General features: G+C 41.9%; 23 protein-coding genes. All 23 read left to right on the top strand.

The window, feature by feature from the left end; translation table 11 throughout:
* Positions 1–422 precede the first annotated feature (422 nt).
* The 23 genes from secA to FC98_RS09220 all read left to right on the top strand — a co-directional run bounded on the left by secA (position 423) and on the right by FC98_RS09220 (position 26944).
* Positions 423–2789 (top strand): preprotein translocase subunit SecA, encoded by a 2367-nt coding sequence (secA, locus tag FC98_RS09330; RefSeq protein ID WP_054655509.1) that lies wholly within the window; start codon positions 423–425, stop codon positions 2787–2789.
* A gap of 76 nt (positions 2790–2865) precedes the next feature.
* A protein-coding gene (gene prfB / locus FC98_RS09325) for a peptide chain release factor 2 (protein WP_191978494.1) occupies positions 2866–3988 on the top strand; the annotation gives its coding sequence in 2 pieces (ribosomal slippage) (positions 2866–2943 and positions 2945–3988; 1122 coding nt in all).
* Positions 3989–4259: 271 nt separating this feature from the next.
* A complete protein-coding gene (locus FC98_RS09320) occupies positions 4260–5420 on the top strand; it encodes a PDZ domain-containing protein (RefSeq protein WP_054655507.1) in 1161 nt (386 codons plus the stop codon).
* Between the two features lie 10 nt (positions 5421–5430).
* The gene (locus FC98_RS09315) at positions 5431–6156 is read left to right on the top strand and encodes a response regulator transcription factor (protein WP_056949480.1); all 726 of its coding nucleotides are present in this window, start codon (positions 5431–5433) and stop codon (positions 6154–6156) included.
* A complete protein-coding gene (locus FC98_RS09310) occupies positions 6122–7519 on the top strand; it encodes a sensor histidine kinase (protein WP_235803612.1) in 1398 nt (465 codons plus the stop codon). The genes FC98_RS09315 and FC98_RS09310 overlap by 35 nt, the downstream gene beginning before the upstream one ends.
* 421 nt (positions 7520–7940) lie before the next feature.
* Entirely contained in the window at positions 7941–8828 is an 888-nt protein-coding gene (locus FC98_RS09305; RefSeq protein WP_054655505.1) for a phosphate ABC transporter substrate-binding protein PstS family protein, read from the top strand.
* Positions 8828–9757: a phosphate ABC transporter permease subunit PstC gene (gene pstC, locus FC98_RS09300; RefSeq protein ID WP_008856256.1), complete on the top strand. Its 930-nt coding sequence runs from the start codon at positions 8828–8830 to the stop codon at positions 9755–9757. Before FC98_RS09305 ends, pstC begins: the two co-directional genes overlap by 1 nt.
* Positions 9754–10644, top strand: coding sequence for a phosphate ABC transporter permease PstA (gene pstA, locus FC98_RS09295; protein ID WP_008856255.1), 891 nt, complete (start codon positions 9754–9756; stop codon positions 10642–10644). Before pstC ends, pstA begins: the two co-directional genes overlap by 4 nt.
* A gap of 14 nt (positions 10645–10658) precedes the next feature.
* Complete coding sequence (pstB, locus tag FC98_RS09290; RefSeq protein ID WP_056949479.1) at positions 10659–11465, top strand: phosphate ABC transporter ATP-binding protein PstB; 807 nt, start codon at positions 10659–10661, stop codon at positions 11463–11465.
* A gap of 305 nt (positions 11466–11770) precedes the next feature.
* A complete protein-coding gene (gene pstB / locus FC98_RS09285) occupies positions 11771–12529 on the top strand; it encodes a phosphate ABC transporter ATP-binding protein PstB (protein ID WP_056949478.1) in 759 nt (252 codons plus the stop codon).
* An 11-nt stretch (positions 12530–12540) separates the two neighbouring features.
* Positions 12541–13197, top strand: a complete 657-nt coding sequence (gene phoU, locus FC98_RS09280; RefSeq protein ID WP_008856251.1) for a phosphate signaling complex protein PhoU — start codon at positions 12541–12543, stop codon at positions 13195–13197.
* Positions 13198–13285: 88 nt separating this feature from the next.
* Positions 13286–13609: a PspC domain-containing protein gene (locus FC98_RS09275; RefSeq protein WP_008856250.1), complete on the top strand. Its 324-nt coding sequence runs from the start codon at positions 13286–13288 to the stop codon at positions 13607–13609.
* A gap of 2 nt (positions 13610–13611) precedes the next feature.
* Positions 13612–13959 (top strand): phage holin family protein, encoded by a 348-nt coding sequence (locus tag FC98_RS09270; RefSeq protein WP_008856249.1) that lies wholly within the window; start codon positions 13612–13614, stop codon positions 13957–13959.
* Positions 13960–14009: 50 nt separating this feature from the next.
* Complete coding sequence (gene hprK / locus FC98_RS09265) at positions 14010–15038, top strand: HPr(Ser) kinase/phosphatase (RefSeq protein ID WP_191982003.1); 1029 nt, start codon at positions 14010–14012, stop codon at positions 15036–15038.
* A gap of 5 nt (positions 15039–15043) precedes the next feature.
* Positions 15044–15907 carry a prolipoprotein diacylglyceryl transferase gene (gene lgt / locus FC98_RS09260; protein WP_056949477.1) on the top strand — a complete coding sequence of 288 codons (864 nt, stop codon included), beginning with the start codon at positions 15044–15046 and terminating at the stop codon, positions 15905–15907.
* Positions 15900–16916 (top strand): NAD(P)H-dependent glycerol-3-phosphate dehydrogenase, encoded by a 1017-nt coding sequence (locus tag FC98_RS09255; RefSeq protein ID WP_008856246.1) that lies wholly within the window; start codon positions 15900–15902, stop codon positions 16914–16916. The genes lgt and FC98_RS09255 overlap by 8 nt, the downstream gene beginning before the upstream one ends.
* 24 nt (positions 16917–16940) lie before the next feature.
* Positions 16941–17843: a UTP--glucose-1-phosphate uridylyltransferase GalU gene (galU, locus tag FC98_RS09250; protein ID WP_008856245.1), complete on the top strand. Its 903-nt coding sequence runs from the start codon at positions 16941–16943 to the stop codon at positions 17841–17843.
* 75 nt (positions 17844–17918) lie between these two features.
* A complete protein-coding gene (trxB, locus tag FC98_RS09245) occupies positions 17919–18872 on the top strand; it encodes a thioredoxin-disulfide reductase (protein WP_008856244.1) in 954 nt (317 codons plus the stop codon).
* A 125-nt stretch (positions 18873–18997) separates the two neighbouring features.
* Complete coding sequence (locus tag FC98_RS09240; RefSeq protein ID WP_008856243.1) at positions 18998–19648, top strand: YfbR-like 5'-deoxynucleotidase; 651 nt, start codon at positions 18998–19000, stop codon at positions 19646–19648.
* 372 nt (positions 19649–20020) lie between these two features.
* On the top strand, positions 20021–22024 hold the full coding sequence (uvrB, locus tag FC98_RS09235; RefSeq protein WP_054655493.1) for an excinuclease ABC subunit UvrB: 2004 nt from the start codon (positions 20021–20023) through the stop codon (positions 22022–22024).
* Positions 22025–22039: 15 nt separating this feature from the next.
* Positions 22040–24922, top strand: a complete 2883-nt coding sequence (gene uvrA / locus FC98_RS09230; protein WP_156637274.1) for an excinuclease ABC subunit UvrA — start codon at positions 22040–22042, stop codon at positions 24920–24922.
* Positions 24923–25049: 127 nt separating this feature from the next.
* Positions 25050–25937: an RNase adapter RapZ gene (gene rapZ / locus FC98_RS09225; RefSeq protein ID WP_040471225.1), complete on the top strand. Its 888-nt coding sequence runs from the start codon at positions 25050–25052 to the stop codon at positions 25935–25937.
* The gene (locus FC98_RS09220) at positions 25934–26944 is read left to right on the top strand and encodes a gluconeogenesis factor YvcK family protein (protein ID WP_008856239.1); all 1011 of its coding nucleotides are present in this window, start codon (positions 25934–25936) and stop codon (positions 26942–26944) included. The genes rapZ and FC98_RS09220 overlap by 4 nt, the downstream gene beginning before the upstream one ends.
* Positions 26945–26956: the final 12 nt, after the last annotated feature.

Here is a 26956-nt window from a genome sequence, read left to right as displayed (position 1 = left end):
TCGGAGCGCATTTTCGGTTAGGTAGTCCGGAGCATCCTGGTTTTGGATTTCGGTGGTGGGACTCGTTATATGTTTAGCGTCAGTTTTTTTGGAGCGTATTTCGGCTAGGTTGCAGTCACAAAGTATCCCAGAAGTTGAAGTTTTAATGGTCTTAGCCACTCATACATAAGCATGACGCAAAAGATTAACCACTTATCAGTCTCATAGCAATGAATTTACAATGCTTAATTTGAACATCAAAATTTAACTTGTGGATTTATTCCTTTCACCAGCACTTAAAATGTACTATTATGAATTAATACCATTTGATTTTAGTTTTTGTTTTCATTGACTGAATGAAATGTTACAATTAAAAAGTATGTAGTCCACATTTTACTAATAAGGTTAATAATAAAGTTTTATTTTTGGAAGGGAATTTACTAATGGCAACTAACGTTTTAAAGAAATGGGTTGAAAGTGACAAGCGTGAGCAAAAGCGCCTTAGCAAGATTGCTGATAAGGTTAGCGCATACGCTGAAGAATACCGTCAACTCAGTGATGAAGAATTACAAGCCAAGACGCCAGAATTTAAGGAGCGTTATCAAAAGGGCGAATCCCTTGATGATTTACTTCCGGAAGCCTTTGCGGTTGCTCGGGAGGGTGCCAAACGGGTCTTAGGTCTTTATCCATTCCACGTTCAAATCATGGGTGGAATCGTTCTTCATGAAGGTAACATTGCCGAGATGAAGACTGGTGAAGGTAAGACTTTGACGGCAACGATGCCGGTTTACCTCAATGCCCTTGCAGGCGAAGGCGTTCATGTTGTTACGGTTAACGAGTACCTATCACAACGGGATGCCACTGAAATGGGTGAGTTATACAATTGGCTTGGCTTAACAGTTGGGGTTAACTTAACTGAAATGGGTCCTGACGACAAGCGAAAAGCGTACGCTGCCGACATCACGTATTCAACCAATGCCGAAATTGGATTTGATTACCTTCGTGATAATATGGTTGCTTACAAAGAGGAAATGGTTCAGCGACCACTTAACTTTGCGATTGTTGATGAAGTTGACTCGATCTTAATTGATGAAGCCAGAACACCTTTAATCATTTCAGGACAGGCAACTGGAACGTCAGAACTCTATCAACGGACTGACCGGTTTGCAAAGACGTTGCATGAAGGTGATGACTTTAAGGTCGATCTTGAAACAAAGACGGTTTCGTTAACCGATCAAGGAATTGAAAAAGCCGAGAAGTACTTTAACTTGAAGAACCTTTATGATACCGATAACACGGCTTTAACCCACCATTTGGACCAAGCATTGCGGGCTAACTTCATCATGCTTCGGGATAAAGATTACGTTGTTCAAGATAACGAAGTTTTAATCGTTGATTCATTCACTGGTCGGATTATGCAAGGCCGGCGATTCTCAGATGGCTTGCATCAAGCGATTGAAGCCAAAGAGGGTGTTACAATCCAAGAGGAAAGTAAGACCATGGCAACCATCACGTATCAGAATATGTTCCGGATGTACAAAAAATTAGCCGGAATGACTGGAACTGCCAAAACTGAAGCCGAAGAATTCCGGGAAATTTATAACATGGAAGTTATTTCCGTGCCAACTAATAAACCGGTTATTCGGGTAGACCATCCAGATATTTTGTATCCAAGTTTGGAAGCTAAGTTCGATGCGGTTATCAATAAGATTAAGGAACTGCATAAGAAGGGCCAGCCGATGTTGGTTGGGACTGTTGCGGTTGAAACCTCTGAATATCTTTCAAAGCGACTGGACGAAGAGAACATTCCCCATGTTGTTTTAAATGCTAAGAATCATGCCAAGGAAGCTGAGATTGTTACGAATGCTGGCCAAAAAGGTGCTGTTACTATCGCAACCAACATGGCTGGCCGGGGGACTGATATTAAATTAGGCCCTGGTGTCGTTGAATTGGGCGGTTTAGCAGTTATTGGAACTGAACGACATGAATCACGACGAATTGATAATCAGCTTCGTGGCCGTTCTGGTCGTCAAGGAGATCCTGGTTTATCACAGTTCTACCTATCTCTCGAAGATGACTTGATGCGTCGTTTTGGGTCTGAAAAGATCAAAAACTTCCTGGAGCACATGAATGTTCAGGGTGAAGACGCGGTTATTCGATCAAGAATGATTACTAATCAAGTTGAATCAGCTCAAAAGCGGGTTGAAGGAAATAACTACGATTCACGAAAGAATGTTCTTCAATACGATGATGTTATGAGACAACAACGTGAAGTTATTTACGGTGAACGTCAACAAGTAATTGAAGAAAATAAATCTCTCAAATGGGTTATTATGCCAATGATTGAGCGGACAATTAACCGGATTGTTGACTTGCATACGCAGGGTGAACAATCTGATTGGGACCTTCAAACAATTTTGGACTTTGCCATTAGTGCAATGGTTAGTCCTGATCAGATTTCACTTGAAGAGCTGCAAGGAAAGTCTGCCGATGAAATTAAGAAGTTATTGATGGACATGGCAACCAAAGTGTATGATCAGAAGCAAGAGCAGCTTTATGATGCTTCTCAAATGCTTGAATTTGAAAAGGTTGTTATTCTTCGAGTGGTTGATTCTCATTGGACTGACCACATTGATATCATGGACCAATTGCGACAATCAATCGGTTTACGGGGTTATGGTCAACAGAACCCACTGGTTGAATATCAGCGAGAAGGTTACAAGATGTTTGAAGAAATGATTGCTGACATTGACTACGATGCAACTCGTCTATTCATGAAGGCTGAGATTCGACAAAACATGCAACGTTAATAAACTAATGAAGAATCCGAACGTTGCTGTTTGGGTTCTTTATTTGAATAACAAAGTTTAAGAAAGAGGATAAATTATGACATTTGAATTAAGTGAAGCTAAAAAACAACTTGCTAACATGCAAAAAGCCATCAATGGTTTTAGGGGGTCGCTTTGACTTTGATGCCCTGAGTGAAAGCATTGCGATTAATGAAGCCAAGATGGCTGAACCTGGATTTTGGGATAATCAGGAAACGGCGCAGAAGTTAATTGATGAAACGAATCAAATGAAGACCAAACGGGACAGTTTTAATGCATTAGTGGCTAAGTTAGATGATCTAAAGGTCACATTAGAATTGATCTCTGAGGATTCTGATTCTGGTATGCAGGAAGAATTTCAGGATGATTCTGCTGACCTTCAAGCTAAATTGCAGCGGTATCAGCTAGGACTGCTCCTGAACGGAAAATATGATCATAATAACGCGATCTTAGAAATTCATCCTGGAGCCGGTGGGACTGAATCTCAGGATTGGGGATCGATGCTACTAAGAATGTATACCAGATGGGCAGAAGCTCATGGATTTACGGTGGCAACATTGGATTACCAAGTAGGTGATGTAGCTGGAATTAACAGTGTTTCACTTTTAATCAGTGGCGCGGATGCCTATGGTTACCTTCGTTCCGAAAAGGGGGTCCATCGACTTGTGCGGATTTCACCGTTTGATTCTGCCGGGCGGCGCCACACGTCGTTTGCGTCGGTAGATGTGATGCCTGAACTAAATGATGATGTCACCATTAATATTAACCCGGATGACTTAAAAGTTGATGTTTACCGGTCAAGCGGAGCAGGTGGTCAACACGTTAATAAGACGTCGTCTGCTGTTCGAATTACCCATATTCCCACTGGGATTGTTGTTGCCAGTCAGGCACAACGCTCCCAGCTGCAAAACCGGCAAACAGCAATGAACATGTTGAAATCCAAACTATACGAACGTGAACAGGAAAAAAAGCAAGCTGAAAAAGACAAGATTGAAGGGGAACAAAAGGATATTGGCTGGGGATCTCAGATAAGGTCCTATGTTTTTCATCCCTATTCAATGGTGAAGGATCACCGAACTGGGTATGAAACAGCTAATGTGAATGGTGTGATGGACGGTGACTTAGATCCGTTTATTAATGCTTACTTACAGTGGCAGTTAAGTCAAAAGAACCCGGACTAAATTGTTAGCAGTTAACCGTAAAGGTTTCGGCGTGTGAATTTTGAATTTAATGATCAGGTTTTAATAACAATGCACATGCGGTCGACAAAGGTCTTTTTAAATAGCGCAACCATTTCGAATTAGGCAAATGGTTGTGCTATTTTTTTGGACTGACGCTAAGAAGTTACTGATATCAATCTTTAATGCAAGCAAGTAGTTATCATGATCGCTTTTATTCGCTTACTGATAAATGATATACTTACCATATAACATTGATGAGGGCATAAACATAATGAAAATAATAATTGCAATTTGTTTTTATATTTTACAGCCAGCTTTATGGGTTGGCATCATTCGCGCTTATTTAATACATAATCGGCGGGTTAAGCAAGAACGGAAGCTTTTTAGTTCTGCAATTTATGAAGATTTTTATGAAGGCCGCCATTTTGTTCGCAGCGCTTTAGTTTTTGGAATTTTAGCGTCGATTGGGCTGGGATGGTTTTTGAGCGTTTCAGCTGCTTGGGTTATGTTGTACGAAGTTGCCATGTTAATTTCTCTGGTGGTACTACCAGGTCAGTTCTTATCGGTTTCGTTGGTGAGCTTAGTTAGTTTGATGATTTTGGCCGTCCCAAATATTTCCGATTCTTTACAAGTAAATCACTGGTTGGGGCGATTGGGATTGAGTGATAAAACGGTTAATCCGTTAAGTTACTTGGTATTGGTCACAATGGTTATCTTTCTATCTGGTATTTTTATTCGAATGAACGCGGGTAAATTTAATTCGCCAATGATTGCCAGAAATACCCGAAATACAAAGGTTGCTGTCTATCGGTTTAATGAACTAACGATTTTTCCGTTAGTGATGTTTGTTCCCGGAGATTGGTTTAGTAGTCATCTATCCTTTATTCCGTTTTTACAAGTCAATGGGCACTCATACGCAATATTAGCTGTTCCCATATTAATTGGATTAAAACTTACGGTTAAAAAAAACAATCCGCCGGTATTTTTTACGAAGTTGAGTAAGAAAATACTTTATTTAGCACTGTTCGGGGCGCTTTTGGTCATTGGTGGTGGCTTCTATCGGCTAATTATTACACCCGCTGTTGCAATTTTACTAATAGGCTACTATCTTATAATTGGAACTGCAAAACACCAGGATAATCAAGTTGATTTTGAATATAGTGAAGTGATGGATGGCATTCGGGTGATCGGCATTCAACCAGAAACCCCAGCAGCCAAGATGGACCTCGACATTGGCGATGTCATTTTGACTGTTAATAACATCGCGGTAGCTAATGAGGACGAATTTTACCGGGCACTATCAACTAATTCTACGTACTGTCGGTTTAAAGTCCGTGATCGCAATGATCAGCTTAAGATTACCGAATCAGCAATTTTTAAAAATTCACCACATGAAATTGGCGTAAAAACATACTCGCAAGCTATGAAGTAGGAGGATTATTGTGAAAAAAGTTTTGGTGGTTGATGATGAGCCGGCAATTGTTACCTTACTTGAGTACAACTTAAAGCAAGCTAACTTTGAAGTTGAAAGTGCCACTAACGGGGTTGATGCGTTATCAATGGCGGAAAATGGGATGTTTGATATTGTGCTGCTTGATTTGATGTTACCAGAGATGAGCGGTGAGCAGGTGCTAAAACAGCTTAGAATGGATCGCAATGATACACCGGTAATTTTGCTGACGGCCAAGGATACTGAATTTGATAAGGTTTTTGGCCTTGAAATGGGTGCTGACGATTATATTCCTAAACCATTTAGTCCCAGAGAAGTCATCGCGCGAATTAACGCTGTCTTGAGGCGATATGAGAAGAATGTTTCATCCAAAGAAAGCTCACCATCAAAAACAAGTAGTGATGTTGAAGTTGCCGGGCCGTTCACTATTGATCATAAAAAATATCGTGTGAGTGCTGACCAGAAGAACCTTAAGTTAACGCCGAAAGAGTTTGAACTAATGCAGTACTTGGTGAGCCATGAAAATCAAGTGTTGAGTCGTGATCAATTGCTTCAGGGGGTCTGGGGATTCGATTATAGTGGTCAAAGTCGAATGGTTGATATTCAGATTGCCCATTTAAGGGAGAAAATTGAACCGGATTCCAAGTCACCAAAATACTTGAAGACGATTCGGGGCTTTGGCTATGAGTTCTCAACTGGGGATGATGATGCTGAATAAAATTTCCAGGCAAATTTTAACAATCTTATTAATGAGCATTGCCGTCTTGGTCATGCTTTTTTATGCGTTTTCAAGAAATAATCGGGGACTAACTGAACTCAGCTTGATTGTTGTTGGGGTCATTGTTGTCATTACAGGACAGCTCTGGATTCGCTACCGTGAGCATTCAAAGATTCTTAAACAATTGGCGACGATGACTGCTAACATTGTGAGCCATCGCCCCGCTGCGCCATTATTTGTTGAGCCTACTAATCCGTACAAGGAACTTGCCGATCAGTTAAATGAACTCCAATCTCGGCAACAAGACGAAAGTAAAAGCATTGAGAATAGTAACACCGAGTTGATTACCATCTTATCGAGCTTACCCGTTGGTATTATGGTGATTGACTCTTCTCATGATGTCATTTTTTCTAACCATAAAATGGCGACAATGCTGGCCAAAAATATTTTGACTCAGGTGCATCCGTATACTCAAGATATTAGAAATTATCAGTTGTTATCGTTGATTGACGATGTGTTTGATAGTCATAAGTCTAAGCAAGCAGAAGTGCGGAATGTTGGTGATACAGCTATTACTTGGGATACGAGTGTGTTATTTAACCAGTTGGCTGACGATTTTCATATATTAGTAATTATTTATGATATTTCTGATCTGATTAACGTCAAACAAATGCAGATTGACTTTTTACGAAATGCCAGCCATGAACTCAAAACGCCCATTACCGCAATTTCTGGTTTTACTAAGACGCTACTTGATGGGGCAATGAACGATAAAAAAAGCTTGGTTGAGTTCTTGAAGATTATTGACCAGCAAAGTGAACAACTGGCGTCATTGGTCCAAGATGTTTTGACCATTTCTCACATTCAAAATGGGCAAAACGATCATTACCAGGTTATTAATTTGAAGACTTTTGTTGAATCACAGTTAAAGTCCTACAAATCAACGGCAGCTGCTCAACGTATTACGATTAATAACCACGTGGCGGCCACTGCCCAAGTAACTGCTGATGCGAACACGTTGACCCGGGTTTTGGGTAATCTGGTTAGCAATGCGATTAAATACAACCGGCCAAGTGGTGAAATTAATATCGGCTACTCAGCTAATGATAGTTATTGGCAGCTTCAGGTTGCTGATACTGGAATTGGAATTGCTCAAAAAGATGTTTCTCGATTATTTGAGCGGTTTTATCGTGCGGACGATTCCCGAACCAAGCAGAAAGTGAGCGGTACTGGGCTGGGGTTGTCGATTGTTAAAGAGCTCATGGATGCTGCAGGTGGGACCATTCAAGTTAAAAGTCAGCGGGGGGTCGGATCAACATTTATAGTTGAATTTCCGATTGTGAATGATGATGTTCACAGCTAACAACGCATGGTATAAAAATACTTCTTTTTAAGATTCGGCCAATTTTTGGCTGATTTTTTTAACTCTAAAATAAAGGTAACCCCCGTGTTTTATTTACACAATCTTTACATTCAGCTGGTCAAATATTTACATTGGTTTAATACAATCATAGTTGGAGATATTAGGACAGCTGCGCAAAGCAAAACTCTGCACATAAGCACCACCAGCAAAAATTCCAGAACCGGGAATTCCTGCTGGTGGAGACTTATGTTCCGAGTTCTAATCGCTTTGCTCCGCTCACTTTATTTAGGACAGCTGCGCAAAGCAGGAATCTGCGCGTAAGCACCTATACCAAAAATCCCAAAATCGGGGATTTCCGATATAGGAGACTTACACTCCGATCCCTAAGCGCTTTGCTTCGCTCACTTATGGAGGTATTAGAATGCGACAACGAACTTTAATCAAATGGTTGCTTGCGATTGTTATCATCATTGCCGGTATCGGCGCTTATGGTGCTCGCAGCAAAACCGCAACGAACCAACAGTCGATAACGGCAGTTGGTTCTACTGCGCTACAGCCATTAGTTGAAGCGGCAAGTGAGGAATATTCCGCCGATCATTCTGGCATTTTTATCAATGTTCAGGGTGGTGGATCCGGGACTGGTCTCAGTCAAATAGAATCTGGAGCTGTCCAGATGGGAAACTCAGATTTGTTTGCTGAAGAAAAAGCAGGTATCAACCCCAAGGGACTGGTTGACCACAAGATCGCTGTGGTTGGGGTGACACCAATTGTAAACAATGATGTTCATCTCAAGAATCTATCATCTAGTGAACTTATCGCCATCTTCACAGGTAAAATTACAAATTGGCATCAACTTGGTGGTCCAGATATTCCAGTAACGCTCATTAATCGTTCTCAAGGAAGTGGTACTCGGGTAACTTTTGAAAAGTACGGGTTAAATGGTCATGAGAGTGCCGTTGCTCAAGAACAAGACTCTTCAGGGACCGTCCGCCAAATCGTTGCCACGACTCCCGGAGCAATTAGTTACGTTTCGTTCGGCTACGTTAATCAATCAGTTCAACCGGTTAGCATTAATGGGGTTAAACCGACCGAACAAAACGTTACCCATAATCGATGGCGGATTTGGTCATATGAACATATTTATACTAAGGGGACACCGAGAGGATTAACGGCCAAATTTTTACATTATTTGAAAAACGATCATATTCAAACAACTCTGTTCAATAAGCTTGGTTATATCTCCGTTAAGGATATGCATTATCAACGAACTTGGCAGGGAAAAGTTTCTAAAGGATCGGGGGAATCATAATGCAAAATCAAAAATTAGCCAAGCAGTTAATGAAAAAGTCAAAAACAGCCCGCTATGAACGCTTTGGGCATTTACTCAGTCTCTCCGCGCTTTTACTGATCATGGCAGTCGTTTTGGGAATCATCATCTTTATTGCAACTAAGGGACTATCGACATTTTTTAACGATCATATTAGTTTTAAAGATTTCTTTACTGGCGTTATTTGGAACCCTGGGACCAAAACGCCCGGCGGTCAACAAGCTGTGGGTGCGCTGCCAATGATTGTTGGTTCGTTTTTGGTAACCATCTTAGCGGCAGTTGTCTCAACGCCATTTGCGATTGGAACGGCCGTGTATATGACTGAAATTTCACCGAAGCGCGGGGCAAAGATCTTACAGCCAGTTACGGAATTATTAGTCGGGATCCCATCGGTTGTATATGGTTTTATTGGCCTCTCAGTTGTGGTTCCCTTTGTTCGTCATGCGTTTGGCGGCAGTGGTTTCGGCATTCTTTCAGGAACTTTTGTCCTATTCGTCATGATTCTGCCAACGATTGTATCAATGACGGTTGATTCGCTAAAGGCCGTTCCTAAGTACTATCGGCAAGCCTCCTTGGCCCTTGGTGCAACTAAATGGCAAACTATTTGGAAAGTTGTCTTGCGGGCCGCGACGCCGGGAATTTTAACGGCAGTTGTTTTTGGGATGGCCCGGGCTTTTGGCGAGGCGCTTGCCGTCCAGATGGTGATTGGTAACGCCGCTTTAATGCCTCATAGCCTTGTGTCACCAGCCTCAACCTTAACGTCTGTGTTAACTGCTGGAATGGGCAATACCGTCATGGGGTCGCTACAAAATGATGCGTTGTGGTCGTTGGCACTTGTGTTGCTCATTATGTCTTTGTTGTTCAACCTGCTGGTTCACTTTATCGGCCGGAGAGGAGCGTTTAAGAAATGAATCGAACTCAAAAGCAAAGTCAAATTGCGATTCTGATTTTAAGACTAATTGCCGGTTTCGTTGTGCTAATCTTAGCGTTTCTAATTGGCTATATTTTTATCACTGGGTTGCCAAATGTGAGCTGGAAATTCTTGACGTCCCCAGCTAAAGCGTTCACGGCCGGTGGCGGGATCGGTGTTCAACTGTTCAATTCAATTTATCTGTTGATTTTAGCCATGCTTATTTCCCTACCTATCGCGCTAGGGGCGTCAATTTATTTGAGTGAGTATGCAAAAGATAATTGGTTCACATCGATGATTCGAACCACAATTGAAATCTTGAGTTCGCTACCTTCTGTAGTGGTCGGTTTATTTGGTTTCTTATTGTTTGTCGTGCAGTTTAATTATGGCTTCTCAATTATCTCTGGTGCTTTGACACTGACCATCTTCAACTTGCCGTTACTCACCAGAAATATTGAGGAGTCCCTCGCGAGTGTTTCCGATGACCAGCGCCAAGGAGGACTAGGACTTGGGTTGTCCAAATACGAAACAATTATTCATATCGTTGTCCCGGCAGCTCTGCCTGGTATCATTAGCGGCGTAATTCTGTGTTCTGGCCGGGTATTTGGGGAAGCTGCAGCGTTGATTTATACCGCTGGCCAAAGTGCACCAGCATTAAACTTTGGCGACTGGAATCCATTCAATATTGATAGTCCGTTAAGTCCATTGCGGCCAGCTGAAACGCTAGCGGTTCACATTTGGAAAATCAATTCTGAAGGAATTATGCCGGATCTTACTCAAGTTTCCTCTGGTTCAGCTGCCGTTTTGGTACTAGCAATCCTAATTTTCAACTTATCAGCTCGCTATATTGGGCGAAAAGTATTTGAAAAAATGACGTCAGTTAATTAAGGGGGAGATAAACCATGCTAAATCCAAACAATGACTCTGAGCGATTTATTTATCACTTTAATCCTGAGGAAAACGAAATTACAATGCAAACCAAAAATTTGGCCGTTTACTATGGAAAGACCATGGCAATGCACAACGCGGATATTCAATTCAAGAAAAATACGATTACGGCGTTAATTGGCCCTTCAGGATCAGGAAAATCCACTTATTTACGGTCACTTAACCGGATGAACGATGATGTGGCAACCGTTAAAGGACAAATTTTATATCAAGGAGTCGATATTAACCGGCCTAAGATTGATGTTTATGAGGTTCGCCGCCGAATTGGAATGGTTTTCCAACGACCCAATCCATTTGCTAAGTCAATTTATGGCAATATTACCTTTGCCTTAGAACGTCGGGGTGTTCATGATAAGCAAACTTTAGATGAAGTGGTTGAAAAAACGTTGAAGCAGGCTGCCGTTTGGGATCAGGTGAAAGATAACCTTCACAAAAGTGCATTGTCTTTATCAGGAGGTCAGGCGCAACGGGTTTGCATTGCCCGGGCACTCGCTGTTGAACCCGATGTTTTACTGCTGGATGAGCCCGCTAGTGCCCTTGACCCCGTTTCGACTCAGCAGCTTGAGCAGACATTACGGGAGTTAAAAAAAGATTACACGATTATCATTGTGACCCACAACATGCAACAAGCAGCTCGGTTAAGCGACTATACCGTTTTCTTTAATCTTGGTGAAGCCATTGAGTATAATAAGACCCGCAAAATCTTTACCCGCCCTAAAATTAAATTGACTGATGATTATGTATCGGGGAACTTTGGTTAGGATGGCTGAGTGGATTTCTAACTGCTTTACTCACTTATTTTTAGGACAGCTCCTCCAGGCAGGGATCTGCGCGTGAGCACCTCAACCGAAAATCCCAAAACCAGGGATTCTCGGTAGAGGAGACTTACCCTCCGATCCCTAACCGCCTGGATCCGCTCACTTATTTTTAGGACAGCTGCGCAAAGCAGAGATCTGCGCGTAAGCACCTCTGAAAAAAATTCCAAAACCGGGAATTTCTTCCAGAGGAGACTTACCCTCCGATCTCTAACCACTTTGCTCCGCTCACTTTACTAGGAGGCCTTAAAATGGCACAACCCATTATTTCAGCAAATAACTTAGATTTATTCTATGGTAGTTTTCAAGCACTTCATGGCATTAATTTGGCGTTTGATGAACACAAGATCACAGCCCTAATTGGACCGTCTGGTTGTGGAAAATCAACTTTTTTACGTTGCCTGAACCGAATGAATGATATGATTGATAACGTTAAAATTACGGGGACCGTCAAGTTTCACGATCAGGAAATTTACGCACCACAAGTAAATTTGGTAGAATTAAGAAAATCAATTGGGATGGTTTTTCAACAACCAAATCCATTTCCATTTTCGGTATACGATAACATTACTTACGGCCTTCGAATTGCCGGGATCAAAGACAAGCAAAAATTAGATGCAATCGTTGAACGGAGCTTAAAACAGGCGGCTGTCTGGGACGAAGTTAAGGATAATTTGTATGATAACGCCTTATCGTTTTCCGGCGGTCAGCAGCAGCGGATTTGTATTGCGAGGGTATTGGCAGTTTCACCCGCCGTTATTTTGATGGATGAGCCGACAAGTGCGCTGGATCCAATTTCAAGTGCTAAAATTGAAAATACACTGTTAGAATTGAAAAAAGACTATACAATTATTATTGTGACTCACAACCTGCAGCAAGCATCTCGAATTTCAGATAGGACTGCCTTCTTTATGGAAGGGCGAGTTGTGGAGTATGACGATACTACGAAGATGTTCGTTAACCCTGATGATAAGCAAACCGAGGATTACGTTAGCGGCCGATTTGGATAGGAGAGAAGCATATGGGGAAAGTTTTTGATGAAGAAATTATTACTTTGAAAGCGGATTTTATGAAGTTGGGGGCACTTGTAAGCCAAGCAGTTGCCAATGCTGGTCAGGCTTTCATTGACCATGACACGCAAGCGGCTGAGACGGTGATTACGAATGATCATGAAATCAATCATCTGCAAATTCATATTGAGAAGCGTTCTTTTGAAATGATTGCCCTCTACCAGCCAGTTACCGGCAATTTAAGGGAAGTTGTGGGCATTTTAAAGGCTGTTACTGATTTGGAGCGGGCTGGCGATCATGCACGAAACATTGCACGATCAGCAATTAGTATTAAAGGTGAGGAACGGATTGCTGCGGTTGAATTAATTATTGCGACAATGGCGAAGGCGGTTAGTCAACAATATAACGAGTCGATGGATTCATACGGTGAGGCTGATGAAAAGAAAGCAAAACAGACCGCACGGTTATATGATAAAAAGATTGATGAGTTGTATAACGACATTGCTGCCCCAAGTTATCAAGCAATGGCAAAGCACCCAGACATTGTCAGTTCGGCCATTATTTATTTGAACGTTGCTAAGGATCTAGGCCGGATTAGTGATTATAGTACGAACATTTGCGAGTGGACGGTTTATCTAGCAACCGGAAAAATTATTGAATTAAATTAAGAATGGTTGTTTTTTTACACTGCAGACTTGATTGCGGTGTTTTTTTTAGATAGTCTTAAGTTAAGAAAACTTGAGTGGAGGTAAGCCGATGAATAATGGTAAAAAATTGTACCGTTCATCCACAGATAAAGTGATTTCTGGTGTCCTTGGTGGCATTTCAACGTATTTTAATTGGAATTCAACGTTAGTTAGGGTGTTGTACATTGTCTTAGCATTCACGCCTGGGATCAATGTATTGGCAATTTTAGCGTATATTGTGATGATGGCCATCATTCCAAGTGATAATTCTGGTAATTCGTTTTTTAATCAATTTAAATCAGGAACGCCTAATGGTGGTTCCGGCAATCAATCTCGAAAGGTTATCCATGATGTTGAAGAAAAGAACGTCGATGACCATCAGAAAAGAGGCTGACAGTGAGATTTCTAACAACCGTTTTAGTTGATACATTGTTATTTATGGCGTTAAGTGGCTTCTTTCCCGCCAACTTTTACGTTGCCAGTGTGGAAATGGCCGTCATAGCCGCTGTTGTCCTGGCAGTCTTAAATTGGGTGGTCAAACCGATTGTGACAATTTTATCCTTGCCGATTAACTTTTTAACATTGGGATTGTTTTCAATTGTCATTAATGGCTTAATGCTTGAACTTACCTCTGCAATTGTTGGGGCTGGGTTTCGCTTTTCGTCGTTCTGGATAGCAATGTTAGTGGCAGTCTTGATGTCATTAGTGAGTACAATCATTGCTCAGTATTTCCGTAAAGACTAAACGGGGCTGACGTGCTAAAATTATAGTGATTATTAAGAGGAGTGATAAATTTGGCCGATAGTGTGAGTGTTGCCGATTTGGTAGAAAATGCCAGGCTGGATGTTTATTACGGTAAGGAATATTTAGATCAACGAACCATTTCAACCAGCGATATATCGCGGCCTGGTTTGGAACTAACTGGATTTTTCAATTACTATCCTGCTAAGCGGATCCAATTGCTTGGTATCACCGAGATATCCTACTCAAAAGGGATGACCCATGAAGATCTGTTGGACGTTATGAAAAAGATGTGTCAGCCGCAAACACCTGCCTTTGTTGTTTCGACTCAGTTGGATCCACCAGAAGAACTACTTGAGGCTGCTAAGGAAGAACATATTCCGGTATTAGGTTCAAAGCTAACGACGTCTCGTGTTTTAAGTAATATGACCAATTATTTAGAAGATAAACTGGCCGAAAGAAAGTCTATTCATGGTGTTTTAGTTGATGTGTATGGTCTTGGAATTATGATTACTGGTGATAGCGGGATTGGTAAAAGTGAAACAGCTTTAGAGTTGGTTAAACGGGGACACCGGTTAATTGCCGATGACCGGGTTGAAGTTTATCAGCAAAATGAGCAAACGTTAGTTGGGACGGCTCCTGCTATTCTCCGTCATTTACTTGAAATTCGGGGAATTGGGATTATTGACGTTATGACCCTATTTGGAACTGGGGCAGTTAGAAGCCAAACAACGGTATCATTGATCATTCATTTGGCTAACTACACTAAGGAAGCAAAATTCGATCGTCTTGGAAATGGGACTCAAAATGTTCACATTTTTGATGTTGACGTTCCCAAAATTACGATTCCTGTTAGAACTGGTCGGAACTTAGCGATTATTATTGAAGCTGCGGCAATGAACTTCAGAGCACAAAGCATGGGGTATGATGCCACTGAAACCTTTGATCGTAATTTGAATAATTTGATTAAAGAAAACAGTAAGACGGATGTCACTAAAAAACAAGAAGAAAAAGCCGTTGAGCAAACGAACAAGGACTTAATCGGTAAAGATGACCATAAGAGTGATGGTAGTGGGAGATAGATGGTTTGTTAAACTTTAATACTTTGGCGCTCAATCCGATTGCTTTTAATTTGGGGCCAATCGAAGTTCACTGGTACGGAATTATTATTGCCAGTGGGGTTATTTTAGCAGTATACCTTGCTGTTAGTGAGGGCAAAAAGCGGGGAATTAATCCCGATGATATTTATGATATGATTTTATGGGCGTTACCAGCCGCGTTAATTTGTGCGCGGTTGTACTACGTTATCTTCCAATGGGGGTATTATCGGGACAACCCAGGTGAGATTATCAAAATTTGGGATGGTGGCATTGCCATTTATGGTTCATTAATTGGGGCCATGATTGTGGTTATCTGGTTCTGTCGTAAGCGCTTTATTCCAGTTTGGCTAATGCTTGATGTTGCAGCGCCTACAGTTATCTTGGCGCAGTCCATTGGTCGTTGGGGTAATTTTATGAACCAAGAAGCATTTGGAAAAGTGACCACCCTTCATTATTTACAAGGCCTTCATTTGCCAGCCTTTATTATTTCGCAGATGAACATCGGCGGTGCGTACCGTCAGCCAACGTTTTTGTATGAATCAATATGGAGTTTGCTTGGCTTCTGTGTTTTGATAACTTTACGGCATAATCCCCAGCTCTTTAAACAAGGAGAAGTATTCTTGTCGTATGTCATGTGGTATTCATTTGGAAGATTTTTTATTGAGGGCATGCGGACTGATAGTTTGATGTTACTCAACCTAAGGGTATCGCAGATCCTCTCAGTTATTCTGTTTTTTGGTGCCGTTGGCTTAATCTGGTACCGGCGACGGAATCAGGATAATCCTTGGTATTTAGATGGGACTAATCTTAGAAATAAAACAACACCAACGAAGGAGAAATATAATGTCTAAAAAAGTTGCAGTACTTGGAGCCGGATCATGGGGTAGTGTTCTTGCAAGCTTACTGGACGAAAATGGGTCCGATGTAAAATTATGGTCGTATAATGCTAGCCAGGTTAAGGAGTTTAACGAAAAACATACAAATTCTAAGTATATCAAGAACTTTACGTTTTCTAATTCCATCACTGCTTATAATGATCTAGCCGAAGCCATTGATGGCGTTGATTACATATTGTTTGTCGTCCCAACTCAGGTTACCCGATCAGTTGCTAAACAGGTTGCTGAGATTTTGGCAAAACGGCACCAAGTTGTGAATATAATTCATGCCTCGAAGGGAATTGAGGAAAAGACTTACTTACGGCTTTCGCAGGTTCTCTCGCAAGAAATTGATCCTCAAAATCGAAAATCAATTTCGGTTATTTCAGGCCCAAGCCAAGCCGAAGACGTGATTACTAAGGATATTACCTTGGTAACCGTTGCCAGCAACAATCAAAAAGCGGCTAAAGAAATTCAAGGATTATTTATGAATCATTATTTCCGAATTTATACCAGTGATGACATCATTGGGGTTGAGATTGGGGCTGCCCTTAAGAACATTATTGCTTTGGGAGCCGGCGCGCTTTATGGCCTGGGTTACAAAGATAATGCGAAAGCAGCACTCATGACTCGAGGATTAGCAGAGATTTCTCGTTTAGGGACGTCATTTGGTGCTAATCCGCTCACCTTTATCGGGTTGTCTGGCGTTGGTGATATCATTGTAACGGCTACTAGCCGGAATTCTCGGAACTGGCGGGCTGGAAATGAATTAGGTGAAGGTAAATCACTAGAAGAAGTTGTTAAAAATATGGGAATGGTGATCGAAGGAATTGCGACTACTCGTGCTGCTTACGAATTATCGAAGCAACGGGGTGTTGAAATGCCAATCACCACTGCTATTTATCACGTTTTATATGACGGCGCTGATATTAAAGAGACGATTAATCAGCTCATGACTCGTGAAGGCCGTTCTGAAATCGAATAGTCAAAGGAAAGTAAGGGACATAGAATGCAAAGAAAAGTAACGAAGGCGGTCATTCCGGCAGCAGGGCTTGGAACACGATTTTTACCAGAAACAAAGGCTTTACCTAAGGAAATGTTACCAATTGTGGATACGCCTACCATCCAGTTTATCGTGGAAGAAGCAAAGAAATCCGGCATTAAGGATATTGTGATTGTGATTGGCAAGGGCAAACGCTCAATTGAAGATCATTTTGACTCCAATCCTGAATTGGAAATGAATTTGGAGGAGCGTCATAAGGATGCAATCTTAGAGACGATCCGCAAAACGAATGACATGAATATTTACTTTATTCGGCAATCTCATCCTCGTGGGTTAGGAGATGCTATTTATACTGCTCGAAGCTTCATCAGCAATGAACCTTTTGTTGTGATGTTGGGTGATGATGTGATGGAAGATAAAGTTCCCTTAACCAAGCAGTTAATGAATAGCTTCCAAGAAACCGGTGCTTCTACTTTGGCTGTTAAGCGGGTTGCTCATAAAGATATTTCTAAGTATGGGGTTATTGATCCCTCCGAAGAAGTTCGGCCCGGATTATTCAACGTTAAAAAATTCGTTGAAAAGCCAACCCCAGAGAAGGCCCCAAGTGATTTGGCAATCATCGGGCGTTATCTGTTAACGCCAGAAATTTTTGGTATTCTTGAACATTCTAAGCCGGACGCTTCCGGTGAGATCCAATTGACCTCTGCAATCGATGAATTGAACCAAACACAACGGGTCTTTGCCCATGAGTTTATGGGGAGCCGCTTTGACACTGGCAATAAATTAAGCTGGTTAAAAACGAATATTATTTTTGGGTTACGACACCCAGAGATCGCTGATGGGTTAAGGGCTTACCTTAAAGATTTAGGTAAAGAGCTGGCTGATGAGGACAAACCCAGCAAGAACTAATTACTGGACAGGCTTACTTATTCATAGTAGATTTAACTTTGTGAATATGACGTTCTTCATACAAGGAGGATTTAAATGGCAAAAAATTATGATGTTGTTATTATCGGTGCTGGGCCTGGCGGAATGACAGCAGCACTCTATGCATCACGGGCCAATTTATCGGTTGCAATGATTGATCGGGGAATTTATGGCGGTCAAATGAATAACACTGCTTCAATTGAAAATTATCCTGGTTTTAAATCAATCATGGGACCGGACCTCGCACAGAATATGTACGATAGTTCCATTAATTTTGGTGCTGAGTATGTTTATGGTGCTGTTCAGTCAATTGAGGACCGTGGCATTACCAAATTGATCAAGACTGATAGTGAGGAATTAGAAGCTAAAGTAGTGATTATCGCAACGGGATCTGAATATAAAAAGCTTGGTGTCCCCGGTGAAAAAGAATACGGTGGCAAGGGTGTGTCGTATTGCGCCGTTTGTGATGGGGCCTTCTTTAAAAACAAGCACGTCGTCGTTGTTGGCGGTGGTGATTCTGCGATTGAGGAAGCTTCTTACCTTGCAGGGATTGTTGATCACGTTACGGTTATCCACCGTCGTGATCAACTACGCGCGCAACAGGTTATTCAAGACCGGGCGTTTGCTAACGATAAAATTGATTTTGTTTGGAATACAAACGTCACTGAGGTTGTTGGTGATGGCACCAAAGTAACGGGTGTTAAAACTCATAATAATCAGACGGATGAAGATTCAACAATCGAAACTTCGGGTGCATTTATTTATGTTGGTCTCTTGCCAATGACCGAGCCATTCCAGAACTTGAAAATTACTGATGCAGATGGCTGGATCAAGACCGATGACCAAATGGAAACGGCTATTCCAGGTATTTACGCAATTGGGGACGTCCGTCAAAAAGAGTTACGCCAAGTTGCAACTGCTGTTGGCGAGGGTGGTATTGCTGGCCAACAAGCATTCAAGTACATTGAAGCGCACAATGCTCAGAGTAAATCCAGCGTGTCGGAATCTTAGAACAAATCATTCGCTTTTACGTGTTTATGGGTTAATATGAATAGTAAAGCTAAAGAGGTTGGATCATTTCCAACCTCTTTAATATATGTAGAAAAGTCAACGGATTATCAAGGGAGCTGTCGAATATGGGGATGCACCAATATTTAGAAAGTTTGGATGAATTGGAATTGATTAACCGAGCACCTGGGTATTTTAAATTTGAGCAGCATTCTGTCGCGGCTCACTCGTTTAAAGTGGCCGAAATTGCACAGTTTTTGGGTGACGTTGAAGAAAATGCTGGCAAAACAATTGACTGGCGGCGGCTTTATGAAAAGGCCCTTAACCATGATTACACCGAACGGTTTATTGGTGACATCAAGACCCCAGTAAAGTATGCAACGCCTGTTTTGAGAACGATGTTAGCGGACGTTGACGACAAGTTAACTGAAAACTTTGTTGAAAATGAAATTCCAAGTGAATTTCAGGCAGCTTATCGACGACGCTTATCTGAGGGAAAAGACGCTTCGATTGAAGGTCAGATCCTGGCAGTTGCCGATAAGGTGGATTTACTGTATGAGTCGTTTGGCGAAATTCAGAAGGGAAATCCAGAAGCGGTTTACCCAGAAATGTATAAGGAAAGTTTATCCACAATTCTTAACTATCGGGAAATGGCTTGCGTTCATTACGTGATCACCAAAATTATTCCTGAGATGTTAGCGGAGAACTTTACGACTCAAGAAAAGCTACGTAATTTAACTCGAAAAGTTTTAAAAAAGGAACCCGTTTCGGGTAACTAATTATTGGCGAAAGTATGTTCGTATGGTAAAATAGCGTTGATAGTGGGGCTAATAAAGCATGGTTTTGCTTGTAGCCCTTTTGTTGTGTGTCAAGTTGATGTTAGGACAGTTGTGCAGAGCAATAATCTGCATGTGAGCACCCCCCCAGCAAAAATTCCAAACGCAGGAATTTCTATTGGAGGAGACTTACACTCCGATTGTTAATCGCTCTGCGCCACCTACTTCTTTTAGAACAATTACGCAAAGCAGAAGTCGATGCATAAGCCTTTCGATTCAAAATTCCAAAACCAGAGATTTTTAACCGAGAAGATGTATGCTCCAACTGCTATTGCTTTGCTTCGCTCACTTCTTTTTGTTAGGGGGAATTTAATATTGATCGAAAGAGAAAATGATCGTAAATTTGATTTGGTTTCCAAGTATAAGCCAACTGGAGATCAGCCAAATGCCATAAAAAAACTAGTTGCTGGCGTTGACGCGGGTGAAAAAGCGCAAATATTAAAGGGCGCTACCGGAACTGGAAAGACCTTTACGATTTCAAATGTCATTTCGCAGGTTAACAAACCCACTTTAGTGTTATCGCACAATAAAACGTTAGCTGGCCAATTGTATGGTGAATTTAAGGAGTTTTTCCCTAATAATGCGGTTGAATACTTTGTCAGTTATTATGATTATTACCAGCCGGAAGCCTATGTTCCTTCAAGTGACACATACATTGAAAAGGACTCCTCAATCAACGACGAAATTGATCAATTGCGTCATTCCGCTACCAGCTCACTTTTGGAACGCAATGACGTTATCGTAGTGGCCTCTGTATCATCAATCTTCGGATTAGGTGATCCAACCGAATACCGAAATCACGTGGTTTCATTGCGTGTGGGTCAAAATATTGAACGGGATCATTTTCTCAGGCAACTTGTTGACATTCAATATGATCGTAATGATATTGACTTTCAACGGGGGCGTTTCCGAGTTCATGGCGACGTGGTCGAAGTCTTCCCGGCATCTTGGGATGAACACGCCTTTCGAATTGAGTTCTTTGGTGATGAAATTGATCGAATCCGAGAAGTTGATACCTTGACGGGTGAGGTGATTGGTGATCGGGAACATATCGCCATTTTCCCGGCAACCCATTTCTTAACAAGCGATGATGTTATGAAGTTGGCATTGCCGGAAATTCAAGACGAGATGGATAAGCAGGTCGCTAAATTTGAAAAAGAAGGCAAGTTACTTGAAGCTCAGCGCCTCAAGCAACGAACAACTTATGATATTGAAATGATGCGTGAGATGGGGTATACCAGCGGGATTGAGAACTATTCTAGGTTTATGGATCGTAGAAAGCCTGGTCAACCGCCGTTCACGTTACTCGATTTCTTTCCAGATGACTTCTTATTAGTTGTTGATGAATCTCACCAAACAATGCCACAAATCCGGGGGATGTATAATGGTGATCAGGCCCGCAAGAAGCAGTTGGTTGATTATGGTTTCCGACTACCCAGTGCGCTAGATAACCGCCCATTGACCCTTTCAGAATTTGAAAAGCATGTTCATCAAGTAATTTATATGTCAGCAACTCCCGGCCCTTATGAAATGGATCAAACCGATAATGTCGTTACCCAGGTCATTCGACCGACTGGTTTACTAGATCCGACAATTGATGTTCGGCCGATTATGGGGCAGATGGATGATCTAGTTGGTGAAATTAATAAACGAGTTGATAAAAATGAGCGGGTCTTTGTCACGACCTTGACCAAAAAAATGGCTGAAGATCTAACGGATTACCTAAAAGACTTGGGAATTCGAGTTAAATATTTACATTCAGATATCAAGACCCTTGAGCGAACTCAGATTATCCGTGACCTGCGCTTGGGTAAGTTTGATGTGTTAGTTGGTATTAATCTGCTACGAGAGGGCATTGATGTGCCTGAAGTATCCTTGGTTGCAATCTTGGATGCTGATAAGGAAGGCTTCCTTCGTAACGAGCGTTCGTTAATTCAGACCATTGGTCGGGCGTCGCGAAATGAACATGGTGCCGTGATTATGTATGCCGATGAAGTGACTGAGTCAATGCAGGCAGCAATTGATGAAACTGCTAATCGGCGGGCCATTCAGATTAAATATAATCAGGAACACGGAATTACGCCAACCACCATCAAAAAGCCAATTCGCAACCTAATCTCAATCACTAAGGATACAGGGGATTCCGGCGAAAAGGATGACTTTGTTGAGAGCGATTTTGAGCAGATGGATAAGAAAGATCAGAAGAATATGCTTGCAAGGTTAACTGAAGAAATGCGGGACGCTGCTAAAAAGCTTGATTTTGAACAGGCGGCGACTTTGCGTGATACAATAATTGAATTAAAAGGTGAAATGAGCTAAAGGAGTAAATGCGTATTGGCAATGGATAAAATTATAATTCGTGGTGCTCGGGCCCACAACTTGAAAAACGTTAACGTGACGATTCCAAAGGATAAATTAGTTGTCATGACAGGACTATCTGGCTCTGGTAAAAGTTCCTTAGCGTTTGATACGCTCTATGCGGAGGGACAACGGCGTTACGTTGAGAGCTTGTCGTCTTATGCCCGTCAATTTTTAGGGCAAATGGATAAGCCAGACGTTGACTCGATTGATGGGTTGAGTCCGGCTATTTCAATTGACCAAAAAACAACCTCAAAAAACCCACGATCAACTGTAGGAACTGTCACTGAAATCAACGATTATTTTCGCCTTCTTTGGGCGCGGGTTGGGACACCCATTTGTCCAAATGATGGGACAGTAATCTCTAGTCAATCAGTTGATCAAATGATTGCTCAAATAATGAAATTGCCAGAGCGGACCAAATTGCAGATTCTCTCACCAATTGTCCGTGCCAAGAAGGGTCAGCACAAGAAGATTTTTGATAAGGTAAAGCGAGAAGGGTTTGTTCGGGTTCAAGTTGATGGCGAAACGTATGATATCGACGATACACCAGAACTTGATAAGAATAAGAAGCATGATATCAACATTGTAGTTGATCGAATTATTGTAAAGGACGGCATCAATAACCGTCTTTCTGATTCCCTTGAAGCATCCTTACGATTAAGCGGCGGTTATGCGGTCGCTGATTTTATGGGTGCCCGTGATGCGATGTTATTTTCAGAACATTACGCTTGCCCCGTTTGTGGGTTCACAGTCGGGGAATTGGAACCACGGCTTTTTTCCTTTAATTCGCCAATCGGTGCTTGTCCTGATTGTGACGGCCTTGGCATGAAGCTGGAAGTTGATGAAGATTTAGTTGTCCCTGATAAAAGTAAGACGCTCAACGAAGGGGCATTGGCTCCGTGGAATCCAGCTGGTTCCAAGTGGTACCCGAATATGCTGGCCCAAGCTTGTGAAGCCCAGGGAATTGATATGGATACGCCGTTTAAAAAATTGCCTAAAAAGGATCGTAACTTTGTCCTTTATGGATCAAAAACCAAATCGTTTCATTTTGTTCTTCAAAGTGACTTTGGTGGCATTCGCGATGTTGATGGCCCATTTGAAGGTGTTATTAACAATGTTAACCGTCGTTATCACAACACTAGTAGTGACTTTACTCGGAATAATTTGAATCAATACATGACTGAATTAACCTGCCAGACCTGTCACGGGTATCGGCTTAATCGGAAAGCACTAGCGGTTAAAGTTGATAAACGTAACATTGCGGAAATTTCTGTACTAGATGTATCGGCTGAGTTGGCTTTCTTCCGTTCTCTATCCTTTGGGCCGCAAGATACGATGATTGCTAAGCCAATTATTAAGGAAATTACGGACCGGTTAACGTTTTTGAGAAACGTTGGGTTGGACTACTTAACTTTGTCACGGTCTGCCCGAACTCTTTCTGGTGGGGAAGCTCAACGAATTAGGTTGGCCACCCAAATTGGTTCGAATTTAACGGGTGTTTTGTATATTTTGGATGAACCCTCAATTGGGTTACATCAACGAGACAATGACCGCTTGATTGCTTCGCTTAAAAAAATGCGTGATCTCGGTAATACGCTTATCGTGGTTGAACACGATGAAGACACAATGAGGGCTGCGGACTATATTGTTGATATAGGCCCTGGTGCTGGTCAAAGCGGTGGTCAGGTTATGGCGGTTGGAACGCCAGCTGATATTGAGAAGGCCCCTAAATCCATTACGGGGCAGTATTTAGCTGGTAAACGGTTTATCCCCGTGCCATTAAAGCGGCGTAAAGGCAGCGGAAAAAAGATCCGGGTCACTGGCGCTGCCGAAAATAACCTCAAAAATATTACGGTTGATTTTCCTCTGGGTAAATTTGTTGTGGTGACCGGTGTTTCTGGTTCAGGAAAATCAACGTTGGTTAATGATATTTTAAAGCGCGCGTTGGCACAAAAAATCAATCATAATTCAGAAAAACCTGGAAAGTACAAATCAATTTCGGGTTACAAGAATATTGAAAAGATCGTTGATATTGATCAAACCCCGATTGGAAGAACCCCTAGAAGTAACCCGGCAACTTATACGGGGGTTTTTGATGATATTCGTGGGCTATTTGCGAATACCAATGATGCTAAATTGCGTGGTTTCAAGAAGGGCCGATTCAGTTTCAACGTTAAGGGTGGCCGTTGTGAGACATGTCACGGCGATGGAATTTTGAAGATTGAAATGAATTTTCTACCCGATGTTTACGTGCCCTGTGAAGTTTGCCACGGGAAACGATATAATGCTGAAACGTTAGAGGTTGAATACAAGGGTAAAAATATTGCCGATGTTTTAGATATGACCGTTGATGAAGCCGTGGATTTCTTTAGTGCGATTCCAAAGATTAGCCGTAAGTTGCAAACTATCAAGGAAGTTGGCTTGGGCTATGTCTCTCTTGGCCAATCGGCAACGACACTTTCTGGTGGAGAAGCCCAGCGAATGAAATTAGCCTCTGAGTTACATAAAAAGGCTAATGGCCGCAACTTCTATATTCTTGATGAACCAACCACGGGGTTACATTCTGAGGATATTCGTAAACTATTAGGTGTCTTACAAAAATTAGTTGATCAAGGCAACACAGTTTTGATCATTGAGCATAATCTTGATGTGGTCAAGAGTGCTGATTACCTGATTGATTTAGGACCTGAGGGTGGTGACGGCGGTGGCAGCATTGTCGCTACCGGAACGCCGGAAAAGGTTGCTGAAGTTAAGGAAAGTTATACGGGTCAGTATTTGAAACCAGTCTTGGAACGGGATAAGAAGCTGACTAAGGAAGCTGATTCGAACTCAAAGAAACGGGTTATAACTAAATAAAGTTTCGCTAAAAAGCAATCCTTCATTTCGACAGGATTGCTTCTTTGGCATAATTCAATCTTTCACTTAAAATGATACGCCCGGTATGTTATACTCTAATGAGTTTGTTACACGAAAGGAACTTACTATGGCTGTCAACAACCAATTCGTGATTATTACGGGAATGAGTGGTGCGGGCAAAACGGTCGCTATGCAAAGCTTTGAGGATTTAGGCTATTTTTGCGTTGATAACATGCCACCAACCTTATTACCTAAGTTTAAAGAATTAATTAAAATGGAACGCGACATTAATAAAATTGCGCTTGTCATGGATTTACGCTCACAAGCTTTCTATGATGAGATCATTGATATGTTTCGCGATTTAAAACACAATAACGATAATAATGTCGACATTATTTTTTTGGATGCCTCAGATGGAAAGTTAGTCTCCCGCTACAAAGAAACTCGTCGTGCTCATCCGCTGGCCCGCAATGGTCGAGTCATTGACGGTATTAAAAAAGAGCGTGAATTATTGGCTAACGTGAAGAACGCAGCGGACTTGGTTGTTGATACAACCAATATGGCACCCCGACGGCTCCGTGAGGAAGTGTTTCATAACTTTGAGTCGATCGATGCAACCCACACATTTCATGTCGAAGTGATGTCGTTTGGCTTTAAATATGGGCTACCGTTGGACGCTGATATTGTCATGGATGTCCGTTTTTTGCCAAACCCCTATTATGAAGCCAGTATGCGGTTTAAAACGGGGTTGGATAAACCAGTTGAAGCTTATGTGATGAATTCAAGAGGGGCCCAGGAATTCTATACAAAGCTATTAGACATGCTCAACTTTACGCTGCCAGCCTATTCTAAAGAAGGCAAGGCAAGCTTAACGATTGCGATTGGCTGTACTGGTGGTCAACATCGTTCGGTTGCGATTGCTGAAAAGCTTGGGAATGATCTTAAGAAGGCTTATCCGGTTAATATCACACATCGAGACATTGATCGACATACGACGAAAGGGGAAAACTCATGATAGACGCACTTCATAGCCACCAGCCTAGAGTGGTTGTCATCGGTGGGGGAACTGGATTGCCGGTTATCCTCAAAAACTTGAAGAACCGCCACGTTGACATCACGGCGATTGTGACGGTTGCCGATGATGGCGGGTCATCTGGAATTTTAAGAAACTACATTAACGTTGTCCCGCCTGGTGATATTCGAAACGTGATGGTGGCGTTATCAGACTTACCCAAATTAGAGTTGGATTTATTTCAATACCGATTTAATAGTACTGATAAATTTTTTGCAGGCCATGCGATTGGAAATTTGATTATTGCTGCGTTATCCGAAATGAAGGGTGGTATCTTTGATTCGGTTCAGATTCTCAGTAAAATTATGCAGGTAGATGGCCATATTTATCCAGCCGCTAATGAACCGTTGGAACTAAACGCTGAATTTAGTGACGGCTCTCATTTGAGTGGTGAATCTGAAATTACCGCTGCTGGTAAATTAATTAAGCGGGTGTGGGTTGAAGCTAATAATGATTCTCACAAGCCCGAAGCGGTTCACCAAGTAATTGATGCAATTATGAATGCTGATCAGATTGTTTTAGGGCCTGGGAGCTTGTTTACAAGTATTTTGCCTAATTTGATGATTGAAAACGTCGGTGAGGCCCTGAGACGCACCAAAGCTGATATTGTTTATATTTGTAATATTATGACCCAAAAAGGGGAAACTGAAAACTTTACCGAGGCTGATCACGTCCGGGTTCTTAACCAACATTTAGGGATGAACTTTATTAACACGGTCTTAGTTAACGTTAAAGAAGTACCAGCTGAGTATATCGATCATAAAAAGTGGAACGAGGTTTCCCAGCCCGTGAAGCATGATTTTGATGGCCTGCGGGCAATGGGCTGCCGGGTTATTTCCGCGGACTTTTTGGAACTTAAGGACCGTGGTGCGTTTCATAATGGACAAGAAGTGGCGGATGAACTTATTTACTTGATTGGCCGTTCGTTAGATGACCACAAGAATAATTAATGGAAGGGAGGG

This window comes from Lentilactobacillus kisonensis DSM 19906 = JCM 15041 (assembly GCF_001434135.1).
Lineage (GTDB): Bacteria > Bacillota > Bacilli > Lactobacillales > Lactobacillaceae > Lentilactobacillus > Lentilactobacillus kisonensis.
This window is presented reverse-complemented; position numbering and strand designations above follow the sequence as displayed.

Coding starts and splice junctions, on each gene's coding strand:
- secA (WP_054655509.1), top strand. CDS start 423: ATGGCAACTAACGTTTTAAAGAAATGGGTTGAAAGTGACAAGCGTGAG.
- galU (WP_008856245.1), top strand. CDS start 16,941: ATGCAAAGAAAAGTAACGAAGGCGGTCATTCCGGCAGCAGGGCTTGGA.
- FC98_RS09320 (WP_054655507.1), top strand. CDS start 4,260: ATGAAAATAATAATTGCAATTTGTTTTTATATTTTACAGCCAGCTTTA.
- FC98_RS09255 (WP_008856246.1), top strand. CDS start 15,900: ATGTCTAAAAAAGTTGCAGTACTTGGAGCCGGATCATGGGGTAGTGTT.
- rapZ (WP_040471225.1), top strand. CDS start 25,050: ATGGCTGTCAACAACCAATTCGTGATTATTACGGGAATGAGTGGTGCG.
- FC98_RS09310 (WP_235803612.1), top strand. CDS start 6,122: ATGAGTTCTCAACTGGGGATGATGATGCTGAATAAAATTTCCAGGCAA.
- pstB (WP_056949479.1), top strand. CDS start 10,659: ATGCTAAATCCAAACAATGACTCTGAGCGATTTATTTATCACTTTAAT.
- pstB (WP_056949478.1), top strand. CDS start 11,771: ATGGCACAACCCATTATTTCAGCAAATAACTTAGATTTATTCTATGGT.
- pstC (WP_008856256.1), top strand. CDS start 8,828: ATGCAAAATCAAAAATTAGCCAAGCAGTTAATGAAAAAGTCAAAAACA.
- trxB (WP_008856244.1), top strand. CDS start 17,919: ATGGCAAAAAATTATGATGTTGTTATTATCGGTGCTGGGCCTGGCGGA.
- FC98_RS09305 (WP_054655505.1), top strand. CDS start 7,941: ATGCGACAACGAACTTTAATCAAATGGTTGCTTGCGATTGTTATCATC.
- FC98_RS09220 (WP_008856239.1), top strand. CDS start 25,934: ATGATAGACGCACTTCATAGCCACCAGCCTAGAGTGGTTGTCATCGGT.
- phoU (WP_008856251.1), top strand. CDS start 12,541: ATGGGGAAAGTTTTTGATGAAGAAATTATTACTTTGAAAGCGGATTTT.
- pstA (WP_008856255.1), top strand. CDS start 9,754: ATGAATCGAACTCAAAAGCAAAGTCAAATTGCGATTCTGATTTTAAGA.
- FC98_RS09275 (WP_008856250.1), top strand. CDS start 13,286: ATGAATAATGGTAAAAAATTGTACCGTTCATCCACAGATAAAGTGATT.
- FC98_RS09240 (WP_008856243.1), top strand. CDS start 18,998: ATGGGGATGCACCAATATTTAGAAAGTTTGGATGAATTGGAATTGATT.